Annotated in this window: 20 protein-coding genes; 16 read left to right on the top strand and 4 right to left on the bottom strand. The window is 58.7% G+C overall.

Features of this window, described 5'->3' with window-relative positions; genetic code table 11:
* Positions 1-19 precede the first annotated feature (19 nt).
* The 11 genes from H7B67_RS27555 (at position 20) to H7B67_RS27505 (ending at position 12,213) form a co-directional block, all read left to right on the top strand.
* A complete protein-coding gene (locus tag H7B67_RS27555; protein ID WP_425489482.1) occupies positions 20-1,669 on the top strand; it encodes a M20/M25/M40 family metallo-hydrolase in 1,650 nt (549 codons plus the stop codon).
* A gap of 197 nt (positions 1,670-1,866) precedes the next feature.
* Positions 1,867-2,832, top strand: coding sequence for an ABC transporter permease (locus H7B67_RS27550; RefSeq protein ID WP_185123109.1), 966 nt, complete (start codon positions 1,867-1,869; stop codon positions 2,830-2,832).
* A 22-nt stretch (positions 2,833-2,854) separates the two neighbouring features.
* Entirely contained in the window at positions 2,855-3,703 is an 849-nt protein-coding gene (locus H7B67_RS27545; RefSeq protein ID WP_185123108.1) for an ABC transporter permease, read from the top strand.
* A 12-nt stretch (positions 3,704-3,715) separates the two neighbouring features.
* A complete protein-coding gene (locus H7B67_RS27540; RefSeq protein ID WP_185123107.1) occupies positions 3,716-4,690 on the top strand; it encodes an ABC transporter ATP-binding protein in 975 nt (324 codons plus the stop codon).
* Positions 4,680-5,699, top strand: coding sequence for an oligopeptide/dipeptide ABC transporter ATP-binding protein (locus H7B67_RS27535; RefSeq protein ID WP_185123106.1), 1,020 nt, complete (start codon positions 4,680-4,682; stop codon positions 5,697-5,699). The genes H7B67_RS27540 and H7B67_RS27535 overlap by 11 nt, the downstream gene beginning before the upstream one ends.
* 85 nt (positions 5,700-5,784) lie before the next feature.
* Positions 5,785-7,425, top strand: a complete 1,641-nt coding sequence (locus H7B67_RS27530) for an ABC transporter substrate-binding protein (RefSeq protein ID WP_185123105.1) — start codon at positions 5,785-5,787, stop codon at positions 7,423-7,425.
* A 94-nt stretch (positions 7,426-7,519) separates the two neighbouring features.
* On the top strand, positions 7,520-8,893 hold the full coding sequence (locus H7B67_RS27525) for a M14 family zinc carboxypeptidase (protein ID WP_185123104.1): 1,374 nt from the start codon (positions 7,520-7,522) through the stop codon (positions 8,891-8,893).
* A 31-nt stretch (positions 8,894-8,924) separates the two neighbouring features.
* Positions 8,925-9,611 carry an MOSC domain-containing protein gene (locus H7B67_RS27520; RefSeq protein ID WP_425353925.1) on the top strand — a complete coding sequence of 229 codons (687 nt, stop codon included), beginning with the start codon at positions 8,925-8,927 and terminating at the stop codon, positions 9,609-9,611.
* Between the two features lie 27 nt (positions 9,612-9,638).
* Positions 9,639-10,271: an FMN-binding negative transcriptional regulator gene (locus H7B67_RS27515; protein ID WP_185123103.1), complete on the top strand. Its 633-nt coding sequence runs from the start codon at positions 9,639-9,641 to the stop codon at positions 10,269-10,271.
* Positions 10,272-10,299: 28 nt separating this feature from the next.
* A complete protein-coding gene (locus tag H7B67_RS27510; protein ID WP_342592634.1) occupies positions 10,300-10,899 on the top strand; it encodes an MSMEG_1061 family FMN-dependent PPOX-type flavoprotein in 600 nt (199 codons plus the stop codon).
* A gap of 261 nt (positions 10,900-11,160) precedes the next feature.
* Complete coding sequence (locus H7B67_RS27505; protein WP_185123102.1) at positions 11,161-12,213, top strand: C40 family peptidase; 1,053 nt, start codon at positions 11,161-11,163, stop codon at positions 12,211-12,213.
* A gap of 319 nt (positions 12,214-12,532) precedes the next feature.
* On the opposite strand, the gene H7B67_RS27500 is transcribed toward H7B67_RS27505, so the two are convergent.
* Both H7B67_RS27500 and H7B67_RS27495 read right to left on the bottom strand, forming a co-directional pair.
* The gene (locus H7B67_RS27500; RefSeq protein WP_185123101.1) at positions 12,533-13,171 is read right to left on the bottom strand and encodes a TraX family protein; all 639 of its coding nucleotides are present in this window, start codon (positions 13,169-13,171) and stop codon (positions 12,533-12,535) included.
* A gap of 250 nt (positions 13,172-13,421) precedes the next feature.
* Positions 13,422-14,543 carry an MGDG synthase family glycosyltransferase gene (locus H7B67_RS27495; protein WP_185123100.1) on the bottom strand — a complete coding sequence of 374 codons (1,122 nt, stop codon included), beginning with the start codon at positions 14,541-14,543 and terminating at the stop codon, positions 13,422-13,424.
* A 178-nt stretch (positions 14,544-14,721) separates the two neighbouring features.
* On the opposite strand from H7B67_RS27495, the gene kapB reads away from it, so the two are divergent.
* Positions 14,722-15,114 carry a kinase-associated lipoprotein KapB gene (gene kapB / locus H7B67_RS27490; protein WP_342592635.1) on the top strand — a complete coding sequence of 131 codons (393 nt, stop codon included), beginning with the start codon at positions 14,722-14,724 and terminating at the stop codon, positions 15,112-15,114.
* 56 nt (positions 15,115-15,170) lie between these two features.
* Here kapB and H7B67_RS27485 read toward each other — a convergent pair whose 3' ends face one another.
* Positions 15,171-16,436, bottom strand: coding sequence for a hypothetical protein (locus H7B67_RS27485; protein ID WP_185123099.1), 1,266 nt, complete (start codon positions 16,434-16,436; stop codon positions 15,171-15,173).
* Positions 16,426-17,607 carry a glycosyltransferase family 4 protein gene (locus H7B67_RS27480; protein WP_185123098.1) on the bottom strand — a complete coding sequence of 394 codons (1,182 nt, stop codon included), beginning with the start codon at positions 17,605-17,607 and terminating at the stop codon, positions 16,426-16,428. Before H7B67_RS27480 ends, H7B67_RS27485 begins: the two co-directional genes overlap by 11 nt.
* Before the next feature lie 338 nt (positions 17,608-17,945).
* On the opposite strand from H7B67_RS27480, the gene H7B67_RS27475 reads away from it, so the two are divergent.
* The 4 genes from H7B67_RS27475 to H7B67_RS27460 all read left to right on the top strand — a co-directional run bounded on the left by H7B67_RS27475 (position 17,946) and on the right by H7B67_RS27460 (position 21,137).
* Complete coding sequence (locus H7B67_RS27475) at positions 17,946-18,302, top strand: hypothetical protein (protein WP_185123097.1); 357 nt, start codon at positions 17,946-17,948, stop codon at positions 18,300-18,302.
* A gap of 246 nt (positions 18,303-18,548) precedes the next feature.
* Positions 18,549-19,043 (top strand): cation:proton antiporter regulatory subunit, encoded by a 495-nt coding sequence (locus H7B67_RS27470; protein WP_185123096.1) that lies wholly within the window; start codon positions 18,549-18,551, stop codon positions 19,041-19,043.
* A 3-nt stretch (positions 19,044-19,046) separates the two neighbouring features.
* Positions 19,047-20,267, top strand: coding sequence for a cation:proton antiporter (locus H7B67_RS27465; protein WP_185123095.1), 1,221 nt, complete (start codon positions 19,047-19,049; stop codon positions 20,265-20,267).
* Positions 20,268-20,294: 27 nt separating this feature from the next.
* On the top strand, positions 20,295-21,137 hold the full coding sequence (locus H7B67_RS27460; RefSeq protein ID WP_185123094.1) for a YitT family protein: 843 nt from the start codon (positions 20,295-20,297) through the stop codon (positions 21,135-21,137).
* Positions 21,138-21,195: the final 58 nt, after the last annotated feature.

Raw genomic sequence — 21,195 nt, 5'->3', positions numbered from 1 at the left:
TACAGAATAATCAGACGAGGTGGTTGCATTGAAGAGATGGGCGACTGAGAGACAGCTTCAAGACTTATTGTGCGAGCTCGTTCGGATTCCGAGCATCAGCGGGTCCGCCGCGGAACGCGAATTCCCCAAGGCCGTGGCCGGCCTCTTATCGGAGATGCCTTACTTCCGGGAGCATCCGGAGCTGCTTCGATCCCATCCCGCCGAGGACGGAAGGGAGCTTGTCACCGCTCTCGTGCGGAGCAAGCGGCCGACTTCGCGCACGGTCGTCCTGCTTAGCCACTTCGACGTCGTGGAGATCGATTGCTACGGGGAATGGCAGGAGCATGCCTTCCATGCGGAAGAGCTGACCCGGCTGTTCTACGATCGGCCCGAGGCGCTGCCGGACGATGTCCGAGCGGACGTCGAGAGCGGGAATTGGCTGTTCGGTCGCGGCGTCATGGACATGAAGTGCGGATTGGCCGTTCATATGTCCATGCTCGAGCGCGCCGCGGACGGGGAGTTCGACGGCAACGTCCTGCTGCTCGCGGTGCCGGACGAAGAGGTCAATTCCGTCGGCATGAGAGCCGCGGTGCCGGTGCTGACGGCGATGGCGGAGGAGCTGGGATTGGAGTACGCGCTCGTGTTGAACGCCGAGGCGATGCATCGTCCCGCCGAAGACGACTCTATCCGGTACCTCGAGAAAGGTTCGATCGGCAAGGCGCTGCCGGGCTATCTCTGCTACGGAAGGGAGACGCACGTCGCGCAGCCGTTCGAAGGCCTGAACGGAAATTACATGGCCGCGGAGATAACCCGGGAGCTGGAGCTGGACGCCTCGTTCTGCGAGGAAGTGGACGGCTATCTGGCGCCTCCGCCGACCAACCTGATCCAAAGCAGCCTGATGACCTCCTATTCCGTTACGATCCCGTACCGCGCGGTCGCGATGTTCAATCTTCTGATGCTGGAGAAGACGGTCGACGAGCTCGTTGCGCCGCTGCTCGGAGTTGCCGAGAGGGCGGCTCGCCGGATCGAAGAGAGATTCGCGGAGCGGGTGAAGCGATTCGCCTCGCTAGGAGGAGCTGACCGACCGGATTTCAAGGTCAAAGTTCTCCGATACGAGGAGCTGCTCGATATCGCGAACCGTACGTTCGGCGAAGCTCAGGTGAAGCTGGCTATCGCCGCCGCGGCGGAACAGCTGCCGCCGGGGGCCGACGATCGCCAGGCGGCGGCCGCGGCCGTGGATGCGATCGCGCTGCTGTGCAAGCATTTGGCCCCGATGATCGTGCTCTTCTTCGCTCCGCCTTATTACCCGCCCATCAGCTCGAGAAACGACCCGTTCGTCAACGGTTTGGCGGACCGGCTGTCGGAGTACGCCAAGGAACGTCACGGCATGGAGCTGAGGTCCAACAGCCATCACGGAGCCATGCTCGATCTAAGCTACGTCGGATCGGAGGAAGCGGCCGCTTCGGTTCGCCAGCTGGCGGCCGACATGCCTCTCTGGGGCGAACGGTATTCGATCCCGTTCGAAGCGATGGAGAAGTTCAAGGTGCCGGTCATGAACCTGGGGCCGTTCGGCAAGGACGCTCATAAGTGGACGGAGAGGCTGAACCGCGATCACGCTTTCGGCAAGCTTCCGGATGTAGTGGCTTATTGTCTGAAGGTCGTATTCGAGGGCGCGAACGGCGAAAAATAACGTTGTCAATGCCATGTCATAATAGTTGACATATTAGAATCTCCCTCATTATGATAGAGCTGATAGACGGTGCGGAAGGCGATCCTCCGAGGGGCGCGGAACGCGGGAACGTTAACTGTCGGCCTGAAGTACGGAATTTAATTCCGCATCGCGGAAAAATCGAGCAAATCCGAACCTTAGGCGTAGGGGGGACTTCTTTGGGAAGATATATCGGCAAAAGAATTTTAACCGGGGCTCTAACGGTCCTCGCGGCCATCGTTCTCAGTTTTCTGCTCATTCATCTCGCTCCCGGCGATCCGGCCAGCATCCTGTCCGGGATGGACAGCCCCTCCCCGGAGATGGAGGAGGCGCTGCGCGTTAAATACGGGCTCGATCAGCCTTTGCTCTCGCAGTTATGGACTTACTTGAAGAATCTGGCCCAAGGAGACTTGGGCGAATCGATCTCCAATAGCCGTCCCGTCGCGGAATTGATCGCGGAGAGGCTCGGCCCGACGCTGCTTCTGTCGCTTACGACGGCGGTGCTGTCGCTCGTTCTGGGGACGGCGCTCGGCATCTATTGCGCAAGGCGAGCCGGCTCGAAGCTCGATGCCGCGATGAACGGAGTGTCCTATCTGTTCGATTCGATGCCGGGCTTCTGGCTGGGAATGATGCTGATTCTGATTTTCGCTTCGTCGCTTAAGATTTTGCCGACGGCGGGAATGGTCGATTTAAGAGGAGGATATACGGGCTTCGCCCATTATATGGACGTTCTCAAGCATCTCGTGCTTCCGGGGCTCACGCTGACCCTGATCAGCACGCCGTACTTCTTCCGGATCGCCCGCTCCTCGGTCATTCAGGTCATGTCCGAGGACTTCATCACGACGCTGCGCGCGACGGGCATGAGCGAGAGCCGGATTTTCAACAAGTACGTGTTCAAGAACGCGATTCTCCCGACCGTCACCGTGTTCGGAATTACGCTGGCCTATATTTTCACCGGAGTCGCCGTCATCGAGATCGTCTTCTCCTGGCCGGGCATGGGAAGCTTCATGCTGAAGGCGATCGGCAACCGGGATTATCCGCTCCTCATGGGAATTTATTTGATCCTTTCCATCTCGGTCGCCGTCTGCATGATCGTCGTCGATGTGATCTACGCCTTCATCGATCCGCGAATCCGCTACAGTTAAGGAGAGGAGAGACATCGACGCTATGGGACGAACGAATGTCATGAAGCGAGCGCTAAGCGCGATAAACGGCAATATTCAACTGAAAATAGGCACCTTTCTGATCGCGCTGCTGGTTATGGTCGCTCTGCTGGCTCCTCTTCTGGCCACTCACGACCCTTACGTTCTGGGGGACGAGCTGACCGCTCCGCCGGGAGCCGAGCACCTGCTCGGGACGGACGGACTGGGCCGCGACGTCTACAGCATGCTCGTGTACGGGGCGCGGACCTCGCTCCTTATCGGAGTCGTAGCCGCCGTCATCTCGGGAGTCATCGGGACGTTGCTCGGAGGAATCGCCGGCTTCTACCGAGGCTCCGTCGACCGGACCCTTACCGAAGTCAACAACATTTTCCTCATCATGCCGACCTTCTTCCTGATCCTGCTCGTCGTCGCGATGTTCGGAAGCAGCATGCTCAACGTCATGCTGATCATCGGGCTGACGAGCTGGGTAGGCAACGCCCGTCTGATGCGGGCGCAAGCGATGTCGCTCAGGGAGCGGACGTTCGTGCTCGGCGCCGTCGCCATCGGAGAGAGCAAGCGGCAGATCCTGTTTAAGCACATTATCCCGAACGGGATCTTCCCGATCGTCGCGAACACGACCATGAACATATCCGGGGCGATCCTGACCGAAGCGAGCCTCAGCTTCCTCGGTCTCGGGGACCCTAACGTCATCAGTTGGGGGCAGATCGTGTTCAACGGCCGGTCCTATCTGACCAGCGGATGGTGGATCTCCACGTTCTCGGGCCTGACGATCGTCGTGACGGTGCTGGCGTTCTACATGATCGGTGACGGACTCAACCGCGTATTAAGTCCGAAGCTACGCAACAACAACTAGGAGGCGGAAAGGATGCCTATCTTGGAAGTAAGGAATCTAAGCGTCACGTATACGACCAAGAACCGGAGGATCGCCGCCGTGCAGGGAGTATCCCTGGAGATCGAGGAGAGGGACGCCGTCGGCATCGTCGGGGAATCCGGTTCGGGCAAATCGACTCTCGCGATGGCGATGCTCCGGCTCTTGCCCAAGAACGGCGCGGAGGTGGGGGGCGAGGTTCTGCTGAACGGGACCGATCTTCTGGCTCTGCCGGAGGACAAGCTGTCCAAGCTTCGCTGGAAGGAGCTCGCCGTCGTCTTTCAGAAATCGATGAACTCGCTAAGCCCGGTTCACCGGATCGGAGCCCAGATGGCGGACGTCTATCGGCTGCACGAGAGCTCCGCGTCCAAGAGAGAAGCGAAGCGGAGAATCGTGGAGCTGCTGGAGATGGTCAATCTTCCGGAGCGCGTGTACAAGCTGTATCCCCACGAGCTGTCCGGAGGCATGATGCAGCGGGTCGCGATCGCGCTGAGCTTGATGCACCATCCCAGGCTGCTCATTCTCGACGAGGCGACGACCGCGCTCGACGTCGTTACTCAGGGGCAGATTCTGGAGGAGATGATGGAGCTGGAGCGCAAGCTCGGAATCACTCGGCTCATGATCACGCACGACATGTCCGTCGTGGCGACCTCCTGCAACAAGGTCGTCGTCATGTATGCGGGACAGGTGGTCGAGGCCGGACTCGTGAAGGACGTGCTGACGAAGCCCGCTCATCCTTATACGCAAGGTCTCCTGCGCTCGATTCCTTCCTTCGACGGGGAGAAAAGCAATATCCGCGGCATCCCCGGCTCGATTCCGGCTCTCGACGTTCCATTGGCCGGATGCGCGTTCGCGGAGCGCTGCGAATTCGCGGCGGACTCATGCCGAACGAGCAAGCCGCAGCTGGCGGAGCTTCCGGATCGGCGCCAAGTCGCATGTCACCTGAGGGGAGGCGAGATTCATGCCCAGTAGAGAACGGCAAGCGATCGCCGTCGAACAGCTAACGAAGTACTTCGCGCAACGACCCAAACTATTCTCTCCGAAAGGCAGGGCATCGCGCAAACTAAACGTGAAGGCGGTCGACGGGATCAGCTTCTCCCTGGAGAAGGGAGAAGTGCTCGGCGTCATCGGAGAGAGCGGCTGCGGCAAGTCCACGCTGGGCAAGCTGCTCGTCAAGCTGGAAAATTCCACGTCGGGGACCATTCGCTTCTCGGGCGTTGCCTCGGAAGAGCTTCACAAGCAAGACCCGTTGGCGTTCAGGCGCACGGCCCAGATCGTCTTCCAGAACCCGTTCGACACGTTCGATCCCCGGTTTACGTTCGCCCGGCTGCTCACCGACGCGTTGAAGCTCCATTGGATCGGCTCCTCCTACGAAGAACGGCTTGCCATGTGCAAGGAGAAAATGGAACAGATCGGGCTTCGGCCCGCGGAACACTATTTATCGCGCCATCCTCACGAATTGTCCGGAGGACAGCTTCAGCGGATCTCGATCCTGCGCTCCATGATGCTGAACCCTTCCTTCCTCGTCGCCGACGAGCCCGTATCCATGCTCGACGTATCCGTGCGGGCCGACATCATCAACATGCTGAGCGACCTCTGCAAGCAGAACGATACGGCCATGGTATTCATCAGCCACGACATCCTATCGACCCGCTATATCTCGGACCGGGTGGCGGTCATGTATTTGGGCCGCTTCGTCGAGATCGGTCCGACGGACGAAGTTCTTCACCATCCCAAGCATCCTTACACCAAGGCTCTAATCTCGAACTCCTCCATGCTCGATTCGCTCGTCAAGGAACGGGAGGTCATCCGCATTCAGGGAGAACCGCCTTCCCCGGTCGAGACCGGACCCGGCTGTTATTTCTATTCTCGCTGTTACCGGAGGCGCGATTCCTGCAAGGCTGTCTACCCGGACATGACCGACTTTGGCGGAGGCCATCTGGCCGCTTGCCCGTATGCGTCGTCGGACGATATCCCGTAATCGCGATAGATTCGGGAGTAGGGCCGTTATCCGGCTTGAAACCCTTCTATATAAGGTTGACAACCAACTAAAGGGGAGTGGGAGTATGCAAAAAAGATTGACGTGGTTCATCGCACTGGCACTCATTATCGGATTATTGGCGGGATGCAGCAACAACAACGGGAATAGCGAATCCTCCGCAAGCCCTTCCGCTTCGGCTGGCGGAGACGCGTCCGGATCCCCCTCCGCGTCGGCATCGGCCGCCGCGGGGCAAGCGAAGGAAGGAGGCACGCTGATCGTCGGCTTGTCGGGTGACCCGCTGTCGTTCAATCCGGACGGAACGGGCGACGACTTCATGTATCCGATCGCCCAGAACGTGTTCAACCGTCTCGTGAAGATCAACAACAAACAACAGATCATTCCCGATCTGGCCGAGTCGTGGGAGGTTACGGACGACGGTCTGCAATACACGTTCCACCTTCATTCCGGCGTGAAGTGGCATGACGGGCAAGCGTTCACCTCGAAGGACGTCAAGTTCACCCTCGAGGCGATCAAGAGCAACAGCGGCTTCGCTTCCACGTTCCTCGCGGGCATTGCGGATATCTCCACCCCGGACGACAATACGGTCGTCGTGAAGCTGTCGAAGCCGGATGCCGCCTTCATCGGATACCTGGCCTGGTACGGCACGTTCATTCTTCCGGAGCATGTCTACGGTTCGAATTGGGCGGGCGGAACCGGCACGACTCCGATCGGAACGGGACCGTTCAAGTTCGACGGCTACAAGGCCGGAGTCAGCGTGAACCTCGTCAAGAATCCGGATTACTTCGCGCAGGTGCCGCACGTGGACAAGCTGATCTTCTCGATCATTACCGATCCGAACACGATGGTGCAGGCTTTCTATAACGGCGAGATCGATATTCTGGGCGGCGATCCTCCGGCTTCCGAGCTGGACGCCATGATGAACAACTCGAAGGTAAGGGTCGTGACAAGCCTGTGGCCGTCCCGCGTCTACCTGCTGTTCAACTTCGACAGGGAGCCGTTCGACAAGCCGGAGGTTCGCCAGGCGATCGCTTACGCGCTCAACAACGACGAGATCGTCGCCAAGGCTCAGAAGGGACAAGCCCAAGTGGCGAAGACGTTCCTCTCTCCGGTGTACGACTGGGCGGTCTCCAATGACTACGCGGTACCTGCCACCGACGTCGACAAGGCCAAGCAGCTTCTGGAACAAGCCGGGCTTAAGCCGGACAAGGACGGCAATTACTTGAGCGCTACGCTGGATATTTTCGAATACAACGTCTATCAGGACATCGCGACGGTCATCAAGGATCAGCTGGCCAAGGCCGGAATCAAGATTACGATCAACGTGAGCGATTACGCGGCTTGGGAGGCTTCCGTCTCGACAGACCACAAGTACGATCTCAGCATTCTCGGCGGCTACCAAGGGCCGGACGTAGGGGCGGTGAAATCCCGCGTCGGAACGGGCGGACCGTCGAACATGATGGGCTACAGCAACCCGACGCTCGATCGGCTGCTGGAAGAAGGCGCTACGCTCGTCAAGGAAGAAGAGCGCAAGGCGAAGTATACGGAGATCCAGAAGATTCTGTCGGAGGATCTGCCGATCGTTCCGATCTCGGAGTACGTCGGCTCCAATCCCGTTCAATCCTACGTGAAGGGCGAGCCGGGCTCCGAAGAGGCGGTCGGGCATACGGCCTTCAACGAGTACAGCTACGTATGGCTGGACAAATAATATCCTCGTAACGGCATAACCGGGGCGGGAGATCGCGAATCGATGCCTTCTCCCGCTTCGCTGCCCGAACGCCCGGACGAAAGGGGATCGAAACATGCACCTGGTCAATCGAGTCATCGCGGACATTCCGGACTTTGAACGCTTCTTGACCTTGGATGAGCTGGACGCTTCGTCCCGCAAGCTCGCCGAGGAGTACCCGGCGATCGTCCGGCTCAGCACGATAGGACATTCGCGCGAAGGCCATCCCTTGCTCATGCTTCGCATCGGCAACGGCTCGCGCCGAGCGTTGTTCGTCGGCTGCCCGCATCCGAACGAGCCGATCGGCGCCTCCTCGCTGGATTATTTGAGCCGCAAGCTGTGCGAGGACGCGGAATTGCTCGCCGAGCTGGACCATACGTTCTATATCGTCAAAGTCATCGATGCGGACGGCTACCGCTTGAACGAAGGCTGGCTGCGGGGGCCCTATTCTCCGGATCGCTACATGCGCTATTATTTCCGCCCCGCCGGCGAGGAGCAGGTGGAATGGACGTTCCCGTACGAATACAAGACGTTCCATGCGAACGCTCCGATGCCGGAGACGCAAGCCTTCATGAGGGCTATCGACGAATCGCGGCCGCATTTTCTCAACAGTCTCCACAATATCGATCGCGCGGGAACGTACTTCTACCTGTCGGAAGCCCTGAGCGAAGAAATATACGAGGAGCTGCGGCAGCTGGCGGTGTCGAGAGGGCTGCCTTTGCTCAAGGGAGAACCCGAGACGGAGATGATTCCGCCGCTTGGGGATTGCATCTTTACGTTGGGCAAGTATTCGCAGGTTTACGATTACTTGGAGAAGGTGCTCCCGGAAGGGGAAGACCCCGCTTCGAAGATGGGCGGAGGAGCGAGCTCCTCCGATTATGCCTCGAAATACGGGACGTTCTCGTTCATGTCCGAGGTGTCCCAGTTCATCGATCCCCGGATGAGCGACACCTCTCCATCCGGCTATACGCGCCGCGAGATCATGACGGAGACGCTGGAGCGGGACGGCCGCAAGTTCGAGTTCCTTCGCCGGCAGACGGAGCTCGCCAAGATTTACTTGAAGAAGCCGACAATGCTCGAACGGGCGGTTACCAGCTTCCGGGGCTACTTCGAGGAGGACAAGCGGCGCAACGAGAGCACGATGGCCAAAGGAGATCATCCCAACTTCGATCGGCCCGCTACGACCGCGGAGTGGTTCGACCTTCATACGCGCGATTGGTGGCTGTCCCTCGGCTGCGCGGGAATGCTGATTCGGGCCATGGCCGACCAGGAGCCGAGCGAGGAGCTGGAGGCGATCCGCCGGAAGACGCTGGAGTGGCTCGACCGAGAGATCGAGGAATTTCTCCCGAAGCTGAACTGGCAGATGCGGCCGATTCGAGATCTATGCGCGGTTCAATTGGGATCCGCTTTTACGGTGCTTGAGCATCTGAGAAGCCGCGCCGTCGTATAGGCGTTCGCTTCGTCATGGCAAGGAGGCGCAGATGGCGATGGGAATAATCGAATCCGTAAACGCCGGCTTGCCGATGGAGACGGAGTACGGGGGCAGAACGGTGCTCACCGGCATCCGCAAGCGTCCCGCGTCCGGTCCCCTTCGGCTGACGAAGCTTGGCTTCGAGGGAGACGGCCAAGCGGACCTGGCGCATCACGGAGGTGCGGACAAGGCCGTCTGCGTTTATCCGTACGAGCATTATCCTTATTGGCAAGCGAAGCTGGGCATGCCGATGGCCTTCGGGGCGTTCGGCGAGAACGCGACAATGAGCGGATGGACGGAGGAGCAGGTCCGAATCGGCGATATTTTGCGACTTGGAGGGGCTGTCGTGCAAGTGAGCCAGCCCCGTCAGCCTTGCTTCAAGCTATCCGTCCGCTATGGAATCGCGGAGCTTCCTCTATGGGTTCAGCAGTCCGGATTTACGGGTTATTATTTTCGCGTGATAGAAGAGGGAGTCGTAGCCGCGGGCGATCCGGCATTGCTCTTGGAGCCGCATCCGCTTGGAATAACGGTCGGCGAGGCTAACCGCATCATGCATGAGGACAAGAAGGACGAGGCCGGAATTCGGCGGCTTCTCTCGGTAGAGGCGCTGTCGGACAGCTGGCGGGCGACCATGGGCAAGCGCCTGGCCGGCAAGGATGCGGCGGATGCCAGGGATCGGCTGGAAGGCGGACGATAACCCGAAGAACGGAGCGTGACTCGCAGCATGTATATTCCTAAAGAGTACGAGATGAAGGACGAAGAGACGCTCGTGGATTTCATCCGGGAGTATAGCTTCGGAATTCTGTTCTCCCAGGCTAAAGGAGCGCCTCACGGCACCCATTTGCCTTTTCTGATCGAGAGGGATAAGGAGGGGCAGCTCTATCTCGTCAGCCATATGTCCAGGGCGAATCCGCAGTGGCAGGCGATCGGCGGAACCGTGCTGACCGTGTTCCCGGGCCCGCACGCGTACGTGACGCCTTCGTGGTACGGAGCCGCGGGGTTCGTGCCGACGTGGGATTATCTCTCGGTGCACGCGTACGGCGATTTCGCAAGAGTCGACGATGCGGAAGGGCTGAGATCGATCATGGAACGGACCATTCGCTTCTACGAATCGGGGATGCCCGAGCCTTGGGACGGTCGCGTTCCGGACCATGTGTACGACCGTTTGATCGGCGGGGTAGTAGGCTTTAGAATAAAGATCGCGAGATTGGAAGGCCAATGGAAGCTGCATCAAGACCACACCGAAGAGAGGCGGCGCAACGTCATCCGGCATTTGCGGCAATCCGGGAGGGAGGACGCGCGGAGTATCGCCGACGCCATCGAGCGAGCGATGCCGGCTTCGCGGCCCGCCGAATAGAGTCCGATCAGCAGGAGGCGGTACGAAAGTGTCTACCATTCCCATTTGGATGCGAGATCAGGTGACGACGGTCGACCAATTGCGGGAATTTATCGAGGAGCCTCACGAATCGATCGTGAAGAAAACGATCTCGATCATCGATTCGCATGTCGAGAATTATCTGGCTTCGGCCTCGCTCTTTTTCCTGGCAACGTCGGATTCGAACCGCAATACCGACGTGTCTCCGAGAGGAGACAAGCCCGGCTTCATTAAAGTGCTGGACGAGCGCACGCTCGCGTTCCCGGATCGTCCAGGCAACCGGCGGACCGATTCCTTGCTCAATATGATGCAGAATCCGCAGGTCGGCCTGATTTGCCTTATTCCGGGCATGGACGAGGTGCTTCGCATCAACGGCCGCGCCCGAATAACCCGCAACGAGGAGTTTATCGCCAGCCAGCAGTGGGGAGGCAAGACGACGGGGCTCGCCGTCGTGATCGAGACCGAGGAAATCTTCGTCCATTGTCCGCGGGCGTTCAAGCAGGCGGGGCTTTGGAACTCCGAGTATTGGCTGCCTAAGGAAAGCCAGCCTTCGTTCGTCGAGATGTACAAGGCGCATCTGCGGATCAATGGGTATCGAGAGCAAAGCTGAGGGACCGGGGAGGGGCCGTCCAAGGGGCGAGCCTCTCTTTTTTTGTGCCGGGACCGTTGGAAAATGGTGGACGTCGGCCATTGGGAACGGTTGGGCGGCAACGGTTCTTGTACTTTGTTCCTAGGTCGGATTGGCTCTATTTGCCCATTGATGCAGCCGCTGCTAAGAAATCCGTCTCATGGAATGGGGGACAAGCCTCTCTATAATGTAGGAGGGCGGGGGTATCCGCCTTACCTTCATGAGATTCCAGGAGGCCAGAATATGAGAAGAAGCTTGATGATCGCCGTGGCCGCGTCGATGCTCGCAACCGCCATCCCGCTATCGGCGGGAGCCGCCGTCAAGGAAGGGGCTGCCCAGATCGTCTCGTCGGTCAGCTTCCGTACCGCTCCCAGCACTTCGTCCGCGGTTATGAGATATTTGAAATCGGGAGAAACGGTAGCGGTACTGGAGAAAACGAACAGCTACTGGTACAAGGTGCGCGACGCGTCCGGCCAGACGGGTTATGTCTCCTCCAGCTTATCGTATCTTAAGCTTGTGTCCGCTCCTACCGAGACAGCAGACACAAGCGCGAATGCCGTCATCGTGGCCGGCGTCAACTTCCGCAAGTCGCCTTCCGCTTCCGGAGAGAGAATTCGTTATTTGCAGAAAAACGAGAAGGTGACCGTCACTTCGAAGGTGAACGGTTACTGGTACGCGGCGACCGACGCGAACGGCGTATCCGGCTACGTCAGCACCTCTTCGTCCTACATTAAGCTGACGGGAACGATTCCGGACGGCGGTTCCTCCGCGGGTTCCGGCTCGTCGAACTCCGGTTCAACGGGTTCCGGCTCGACGGGTTCGGGCTCCGCAGGCTCCGGCTCCCCGGCCGACGTCGCCGCCCAGGTCGAAGCGGTGATCGCGGCGGGCATGAAATACCTCGGAACGCCTTACGAATACGGCTCGGACCGCAGCACGACGGCGACGTTCGATTGCTCCGACTTCGTGCGCCAAGCGTTCAAGGACGCGCTGGGCATCGCGCTTCCGTCCGATTCGGCTGCGCAAGGCGCGTACGTGCGCGAGAAATCGACGGTCACGACCGATTGGAAGCAGCTGAAGCGCGGCGATCTCATGTTCTTCATGGACTACAAGGGGACAAGCGCTTCCCTCTACGAGAACAAGTCGCCGTTCGGCACGAAGATCAGCCACGTCGGCATCTACCTGGGCGACGGCCAAATCCTGCAAACCTATTCCAAGACGTCCGGAGGAGTCCGCATCGATTCCCTCGAAGGACGGCATTGGGAGTATCGCTTCCTCTTCGGGGGCAGCGCGTTATAAGAATGACAAGCGGCCCGTCCTTTACTGGACGGGCCGCTGTTGTCGTCTCGTCTGTAACGGAACTGACAGCCTTTATTTGGGTGTTAAACGGATAATTTCAATTCTAACGGAAGCAATAGCCCTTATTTTGTGAATACCGCTTGTTTTTGAATCGTTTCTTCGAAATAGAGGCTCTCATTTCCTTTAGATTTCAATAGCCGGTTTATGGAGCAAAATAAGGGCTCTCCGTTCCGTTAGGATAAGGTTGGCATAAAGAGCCGCGTGGCTGAACGACTTACGATACGCCCGGGCGGAACGCCTCGTCGGACACAGAAACCGATCAGCCATATTCCCGAACGGCTACGATGACCGCCAGAACGAACAAATGGGCCGGGTAGAAGCTTCTCCAGAGCCAGTTCGGAACCCGGTAGCCGAAGCCGCGCTTCCAATCCGCGAGCTGCTTGGAATAGGCCAGGAAGACCGTCGGGATCAAGCTGAAGAACTGGATTTCCCATCCGTTCAGATAGAAGTAGCCGACGTTCAGGACGAAATGAACCGCGATCCAATAGGCTTGCGGCAGATAACGGTACATCAGAATTAGCAGCAGCCCGTACGCTCCATAGTCGAACGGGATGAACTCCAGCAGGGCGGCGGCGACGGCCGCGATGCAGACGCCGGCCCATTTCGATTTGCAGCGGTCTATCCATATAAGGGCGGCCAGACAGACGACGAACGTGCCGATGACGTTGACGCGGAGCACCTGCAGGCCGAGCATGTAAGGCACCTGCGAGATCAGCGCGAGCATCAGCAGGCGGTTCAGATAGTTCGGCCGGCTTCTGGTGCGAAGAAAGCCTTGAACGATGCCGTAGGCGTACAAGGGGAACGCTATGCGCCCGATGATTCGCCATGCGGCCGATTCGGGGAAAAACACGAATCCCACGTGATCGATCAGCATCGTGAGCATCGCGATGATCTGCATTCCGGGTTCCCTCCTCTATCCGGACCAAGCGAACGAGTTGTCTTTGCTCGCGGGAGGCTTCCGCTCGGAAGCCGTTCGGTTCCATGATACAAGCAAGACGGCAGCGCTGTCCATTCGCGCTCCGGCACGGCTCCCGGCCGCCCGATCAAAAGAAGCCTTCAAGAGGCGAAGGATTCGCTTCCCGAAGGCCTTTTTGCAGTTATTTTATCGGCTTTTAACAGACTTACCGCCGTCTTGCTCCCAGCTTCTCCTAGTTGCGCTCGAGGAGGCTCAGGACCGCTTCCGCGCACTTGGCCGGCGCATACTCCGCGTTCCGCAAGGCGAGCAGGCTGTCGCGATGCTGGTTCGCCTTGTACGGCTCCTGGATCAGGCGGAACCAGCGGTCGATCGTCTCGGTCGACGTCATCAGCTCGCCGAACCCGTGCGTGACGAAGTAGTCGAGGTTCTCTTCCTCCTGTCCGGGAATCGGCTCGTAGAACAGCATCGGAATGCCTTTGGCCATGCCTTCCGTGCAGGTCATTCCGCCGGGCTTCGTGACGAGCAGCTCGGACACGTCCATCAGCTTGCTGACCTCCTTCGTGAAGCCCATCACCTTGATGTTCGGATGCTGGAACCGCGGGTCGGCGAGCAGCTTCTCCCGGGATTTGTCGTTGCTCCCCAGGCAAAAGATAAGCTGAACGTTGTCCGCGTATTGGGTCATGTATTCGAGCATCTGGTCGGAGGAGAGAATGCCCCATCCGCCGCCCATGATCAGCACGGTAGGCATGTCCGACAGCTCGAACTGCTCCAGAATCTCCGCCCGGTTGTGGGGCGACCAGAAGTTCGGATGGACCGGAATGCCGGTGACGTCGACGCGGTCCGAGGTGATTCCGCGAGCCAGGAGCTTATTCCGCACCGCCGGCGTGCTGACGAGGTACTTGTCGACCTCCGGATTCGTCCAGGTCGCATGCGCGTCGTAGTCCGTTATGACCGTCACGAGCGGAACGTTCAGCCCGAGCCGCTTCAGCCGGCTGACGACCGCGTTGGGGAACGGATGGGTACAGACGATAACGTCCGGCTTGAGCTGATGAACCACGTCCGACACGTGGTTGTAGAAGAGGCGATGCAGGGCAAATCGGGTCATCCGGTTAAGGCCTTTATCGTAATAGCTGCGGTAGAGCCGTCCTACCAGCTTCGGCTGCTTGCTGACTGTCTTGCGATAAGCGGATAGGATCAATGGACCGATGACCGGGTTAAGGAACGTCCCGAGCTCGATCACTCTCGCCTGAAGATGGGGAGATAATTGTCGCAGTCCGACGGATAAGGCATAGGCGGCCTGGGTATGGCCGGTGCCGAATCCTTCCGATAGGAGTAACACTCTTTTTTTGCGCATAGCATGCAATCCTCCACTTTACCTACCTACCATATTACTTCCTTACCCCTTCGGGGACAAGTGCGAGCCGACGAATTTAGGAGGTCTTGAGGTAGAGCGTGACGGCGGATAGGCAAAAGGAGAAGCCTTGGGTTACAATTGCTTATACGAAGATAAGGAAGATCAAGGATACGGAGGGATGACGAAAATGAGCGATCGGGAATACGCGCCGGGACAGATCGTCAAGGCCGCTTATAAAACGGGAGAATATATCGGAGAGGTCATGGAATCGGACGGAAGAAGGACGCTCGTCCAAGTGCTCGCGGTGCTGTCCCATCCGAAGCAGGGGGACCTGCATCATCCGAACGACCCGGATGTCGCGATGTTCCACGAACGGCCGGCATCGGCCTATCGGGAGAAAGTATGGGTCCCGGCCGGCAGCGTCCAGCTTTATTCGGGAGAGGTCCCCGAATATAAAGCCTCTCTGCTAGCCGCAGCCGAGACGGAGGCCGAGCGGCTGGACCGCCTGCAGCGCTGGGCGGGACGAAGCTTGGAGACGATTCAAGAGCTTCTCCGGCAATATAGGCAATAAACGACAGAGGCTGTCTTCCAAGTCGCCATCGGACTTAGGGAGACAGCCTTTGCCGTTCAGACGGCGTTGCCGCCGGTGCCCGGGCAGCACAACGCTTGAGTCATCAAGAAGGAGATCGTCGCTTCGGCTCCGCAATTCATGTTCGGACCGTTCTGCTGAAGGCCGTCGGAGCAGGCTCCTTCTTCAGGGTCGACCATGAGGACCAGAAGATCGTTGTCGCCGTAGAACCAATCCAGGCAGCGATCGCGCGCCAAGCGCAGCTCCTCCGCAAGACTCAGCGGCTCGTCCAGCGGCGGAGGGGGAGTGGGGGGATGGCCGGTTCTGTCCGTCAATTTCGCGCCGAGCGCCGAAGCGCCGTGCGGCTCGGGCCGCAAGGAGGACGATACGGAGATCAGGCGGGACACTTCCTCGTCCTGCACGAGGGCGATCGCTTTGGCCGCTTCCTCGAAGGCAAGGGCGAGCTTGAACATCTCCAGCGGCTGCTGATCCCAACGGCTCGAAGTGTCTTTCGTCCGCCACTTCTCGTTGCCGATCGGCCGGAACCCTCCCTTGCCGGAGCTCATCGCCGCCCGGAGCGAGGAGAGAGAGTCGAGGCCGACCTCCAGCGCCTCGGGATTCTCCGTTCGCCGGAAGGCGCGGAGGAGGGCCCAGGGCAGAACGCCGTTGCCGTAGGTCATGGACGGCTCGAACCACTTCCAACCGTCCGCCGAGGAGTGGCTGAACGCCCGCAGGAGCACGCCTTCCAGGCGATAGAGATGGTTCGTCAGCTCCTCCTTCCACCCTTCGGGCAGAGAGAGAACTCCGCTGTCGTGCGCCGACAGCAAATCGGAGCACGTCGCCAGCGCGAACGCTTGTCCCCGGTGGGAGCGGATCGAGCCTATCGTCTGGAGCGAATGCTGCAGCAGGATAAACGCGGTATCCCGGCGAGCCCCCTCCAGACGAATCCAAGCGTCGGCGCAGCTCCAGACGGCGCGGCCTTGGCAATCGTGCGAGACGTCCTCCGGCTCCAGCGTGCGGTCGTAAGCGACGTTGTTATGGAACCAGCCGTTCTCCTTCTGGGTCCAGAGAAGAAAGGCGAGATAGATGTCCGCGAGCTCCTTAAGCAGAATCCGATCCCGCTCCGCGAGGATGGAGGAACGCTCGGGGCTCAGCCATTCGGTCACCGTCCAGAGTGCCCGGGCGTTATCGTCGGTCGTATAGCCTTCCCTTCGCCTTGGAATTCGGCCGAGCGCGTGTTCGATCAGACCGGTATCGTCCGTCAGCCTGCGCAGATGGATGAAGGACGGGGTGCTTCGGGGCAAGACATTGCGATCAGACGACATCCGCGATGCTCCATCCCTTGCCCGACGTTACCCGCTCAAGCAGCCCCAAATACTGCGCTCCTACTTGGGGCCATTGCATGCTCTTGCCGATCTCCGCTATTTTCCTCTCGCTTCGCGCCAGCAGCTCCGGGAAGCTGAACAGCTCGATGATTTTGGCGCTCCACAGCTCCGTATCCCCGAACGGCAGCAGGTAGTCTTCGTTGCCCTGCATAAGATCCTTCGCGTAGCTGTACGGCGTGCTCAGAATAGGCCGCCCAAGCCCTGCCGCGTAAGCAAGCGTGCCGCTTGTGATCTGCTGCATGCCCGGATACGGCGTGACGTAAAGATCGCAAGCCGAGATAAGAGAAACGAGCTCTTCTTCGGGAACGTAGCGGTTGATCATCCTTACGTGATTCTCCAGTCCGAGCGTCTTGATCAGTTCCGTCAGCTCCTCCCGATAGGCTTCGCCTTCGTGCTTGCGCACCTCGGGATGGGTCTGTCCGGCGATAATATAGAGAAGGTCGGGAACCGCGCGAACGGCCGTCGCGAGCGCGCGAAGAAGCGACTCGATTCCTTTGCCGCGGCTGAGCAGGCCGAATTGGAATACGACCTTGCGGTTCTCCCACCCGTATTGCTTGCGAGTCTGCTGGCGTTCCCTTTTAACCGGAACCGGAGCTCCGTGGGGAATAAACGAAATTTTGCTCGGCGGAATGGAGAAATGCTCGTGCAAATAGCCGATCGCCTTGCGATTCATCACGTGGACGTGATCGGATCTGGCCGCGATGGCCGCTTGCACCGAAGCATAGGGCTCGGCGGGCTTCTCGAAGACGGTGTGGAAGGTCGTGACCACGGGCTTCGTCAGATGCTGCAGCAGCTCGAGGACGTGGCTTCCCGCCTCTCCGCCGAAAATTCCGAATTCGTGCTGCAGGGAGACGACGTCGACGGGACTCCGATTCAGCGTCTCGGCGATCTTGCGGTAATCGTCCTTCTCGGACTTAAGCAGAGGGATGTGCCAATTCTCCCCGTAGCTCGCGACTTCGTCCGGATTGCACATGGCGATGACGGGATCGGGAGCGTTCGCCTCTCTGGCCTCCATGACCGCTTGCCTCAAATGATGGGTGTACGTCGCCAATCCGCATTTTTTCGGAACGTACGTGCTAACGTAAGCAACTTGCAAAGATGGTGAATTCAATGGCGCTGCACCTCCATAATACGGCTGATAACCGCTTGATATACGAACAAGAACTCCGATAGGGGGATTCGTGCGCCAAGGGTGCCAGAGCCTCTGCCCGCCGACTTGTTATCATCGGCGTAGCTGCATATAAATAGAAGTGTTCACAATCTTGGCTCCGGATACTCCTACCCCATGGATACGGATGGAGGACGTGGATTATGAATCGAAGACGAGACAACCCGGGAGCTTGGACAAGAGAAAATGAGACGTTTGGGTGAAAATGTTGACCGACGGTTTGATGCGAGGGCTTGCCCTATGGTACCCTAGTAGTAATAGCGGAAATGGAGGTGATACCCTTGAAAACCAATCGATCTCCCCTGCGCTGGGCGCTGCTGATGATTTCGTTCTTCACGTCCCTGACGTTCGTCCCGATCCCGGAATCGGAGGTAAGCACCTCGGAAAGCGGGCGAGTCACGGTCGGTCAGCTTCTCCTGTCGTCGAACTCCACGGGGCTCGGCCATTCGAATTCGAATCAAGTCCACAAGCTTCATTGGCTCGGCAGACTGCTATCCTTGCTGCTTGTCTTTGCCGCGGCCGGATATTTCGTCAGATCCGCATCCATTCCGCACGAATATCGCCGCTCGGCGATACCCCTTCGTTTGAAACGCTTGTTCCTTAAACCTCTTCAATACCAATCCAACTACGTTTCGTAAGCCACCCGCGTTTTTAATGAAAGCTCCATTCCGCTGCAGTGCACCCTAGGGCACCTGCTTGTTTTAACATCTAAAATTTACCCCTTACGGCCGAATTTAAACTATTTTTTGCAAGAAAAGATTCAGAAACCCTCGAATATACGCTAGCTGTGCCGGCCATGGCCTTGATTATTCAGGCCTTTGTTTGCGCACACTATTTTCCAACAATAGATGGAATGAGGACTTAATTATTGGAGGTATTCAAAGATGGAGATCCGTGAATCCGAGCTTCCGAGCATTGGAAGAAAATTTCAAATGACCAACGAGCAAGGGGAGAAAATCGTTATCGTCGTCCATGACGACGGAAGGCGGGAAATCTATCATTTCGATCATTCCAGCCCGGACGAATCGATCTCGATGGTGACGCTCACGGACGAAGAGGCGCGTCAGATAGCGTTTATCGTCGGCGGGCTGCTTTATAAACCCAAAATGCTGGAAAATATCGACATGGCGCTCGGCGACTTGGTCATCGAATGGTATAAGCTCGAGGCGGGAAGCAAATGCGCGGGCCATACGATCGGGGAGCTGGATATCCGCCGCAAGTCCGGCGCCACGGTCATCGCCGTCGTCGGCAAAGGAAACGCGAAGCAGATCAACCCGGGACCGGATTACGTGCTGGGCGAGGATTCGACAATCGTCGTCATGGGGGAGAGAAAACAAATTATCGAGTTCAAGCAGATTATTAGAAATGGATGTGATTGACCGATGGAACACATCGTCTTCGAGATCGGTTTGGCGATCGGACTCATTGCCTTGGGGGGATTGGTATCCTCCAGGCTTCGGTTCTCCGTCATCCCGTTCTATATTCTGATCGGAATGGCCGTCGGGCCGCACGCTTTCCACTGGGGGGCATTCGATCTGCGATTCATTCACAGCGCGGAGCTCATCGACGTCATGGGAAGGATCGGGGTTCTCTTTCTTCTGTTCTACCTCGGATTGGAGTTCTCGGTCGGACGCCTGCTCAAGTCGGGCAAAAGCATCGCGGTCGGGGGCACGATCTATATCGCCATCAATTTTACTTTAGGGATCTTGTTCGGATGGGTATCGGGCTTTCCGCTGGAAGAGATTCTTGTCATCGCGGGGATTACCACGATCTCCTCGAGCGCGATAGTCGCCAAGGTGCTGGTCGATCTGAAGCGGACCGCGAACCCGGAAACCGAGATGATTCTCGGGATCATCATGTTCGAGGACGTGTTCCTGGCCGTTTACCTGTCGATTCTGTCCGGTTTGATCTTGAGCGGCTCGACCTCGGTGGGCGGCGTGGCACTGTCCGCGCTGATCTCGTTAGGCTTTATGCTTGTCGTTCTGTTCGTCGGCCGCAAGGCGGTGCCGCTGCTGAACAAGTACTTGAATATCAAGTCCAACGAAGTTTTCCTGCTGGTGATCTTCGCCGCGTTATTCATCATCGCCGGCTTCTCGGAGAAGCTTCATGTCGCCGAGGCGATCGGGGCGCTGCTGGTCGGCCTGGTCCTCGCCGAGACGCAGCACCGGAAAAGAATCGAGAACCTGATCATTCCGTTCCGCGATTTCTTCGGGGCCATCTTCTTCTTCGGCTTCGGCCTTACGATCGATCCGACGACCTTGTTCACGAAGGAGACGATCTGGCTGTCTCTCGGAGCCGTCGTCGTCACGCTGCTCGGGAACTTCGTGGCAGGCATGCTCGCGGGCCGAAGCGCGGGGCTGACGCCGAAGTCCTCCACGAACATCGGTCTCACTATCGTCTCCCGCGGAGAGTTCTCGATCATCGTGGCGAATTTGGGCAAAGCCGGAGGCTTGCTCGCCGTCCTGCAGCCGTTCGCCGCCCTCTACGTGCTCATTCTGGCGATTCTGGGGCCGCTGCTCACGAAGGAGACCAAGCTCGTTTATAAAGCGTTGAACAAAATTTTCAAGTGGGATGTGCCGAAAAGGAGCGTGCCGGAGCAGTAAAACGAGAAGAAACGGGGGAACGGTATCATGATGATGAAGCTGACTTCGTCTTCCCCGTCCCGCTCCCGCCAATGGGCGGGAGCGGCATCGGGCGGAATGCTTGCCGCGATCGGGCTCGAGATGTTCCTCATTCCCCACGGCTTGGTCGCGGGCGGTACGATGGGAATCTCGACGTTTATCGCGTTCTTGTCGGGAGCTAAGCTCGGATGGATCATGCTTTCGCTTCAACTTCTCCTTTTGATCGTTTTCTATAAGCCGTTAACCAAAAGACTAGATAAAGCGACGATTCTCGGTTTCGTCGTGCTATGCGCCGCTCTGCTCCTTTTCCATCCGTTCGAGGCATGGACGGCGAATCCCCTCCTGGCGGCCGTGATGGGAGGGGCGCTCCTCGGGGCGGGAGCGGGGATCGCTTACCGGCGGGGAAGCCTCGTCGACCTGATCTTTTTTCTGGATCGGGGGCAGCATTCGGCGGCGCGATTGGCCGCGTTGCTCGCCTTCAACGGGGGGCTGCTGCTTATCGTCGCGTGGGCGTTCGGATGGGAAAGGGCTTTCTACTCCTTGCTGGCGCTGCTGGCGGCGACGGAGGCGATGAAGCTGTCGCTGCGGGGCCATCCCTCCTGGAGGATGCTGTGGATCTCCAGCTATCGCGCCGATGAGCTCCAAGAAGCGATCGGGCGAAGCTTAAGCCGGGAGACCGTTCTGTTGAGGGAGTCGGAGGAGGCGGGGTTCGGCGCCCGCCCCGTTCTTTTCTGCAAGGTGCATCGTTTCGAAGAGGCGAGGCTCCGGGAGCTCGCGAAGGAGATCGATCCGTTCGCCGGTATCGGCACGGCATCGATGGAAGAGAACGAGCTCCGGAAGCTCGCCCGTTAAACGATAAGGACCGCAAGACGCCATTCCGCGAGCCGAACGGGCTCGAAAGGGATGGCGT

The organism is Cohnella thailandensis (assembly GCF_014212135.1).
Classification (GTDB): Bacteria; Bacillota; Bacilli; order Paenibacillales; family Paenibacillaceae; genus Cohnella; species Cohnella thailandensis.
Note: the sequence above shows the minus strand (reverse complement) of the source record. Positions and strands in the feature narration are given on the sequence as shown.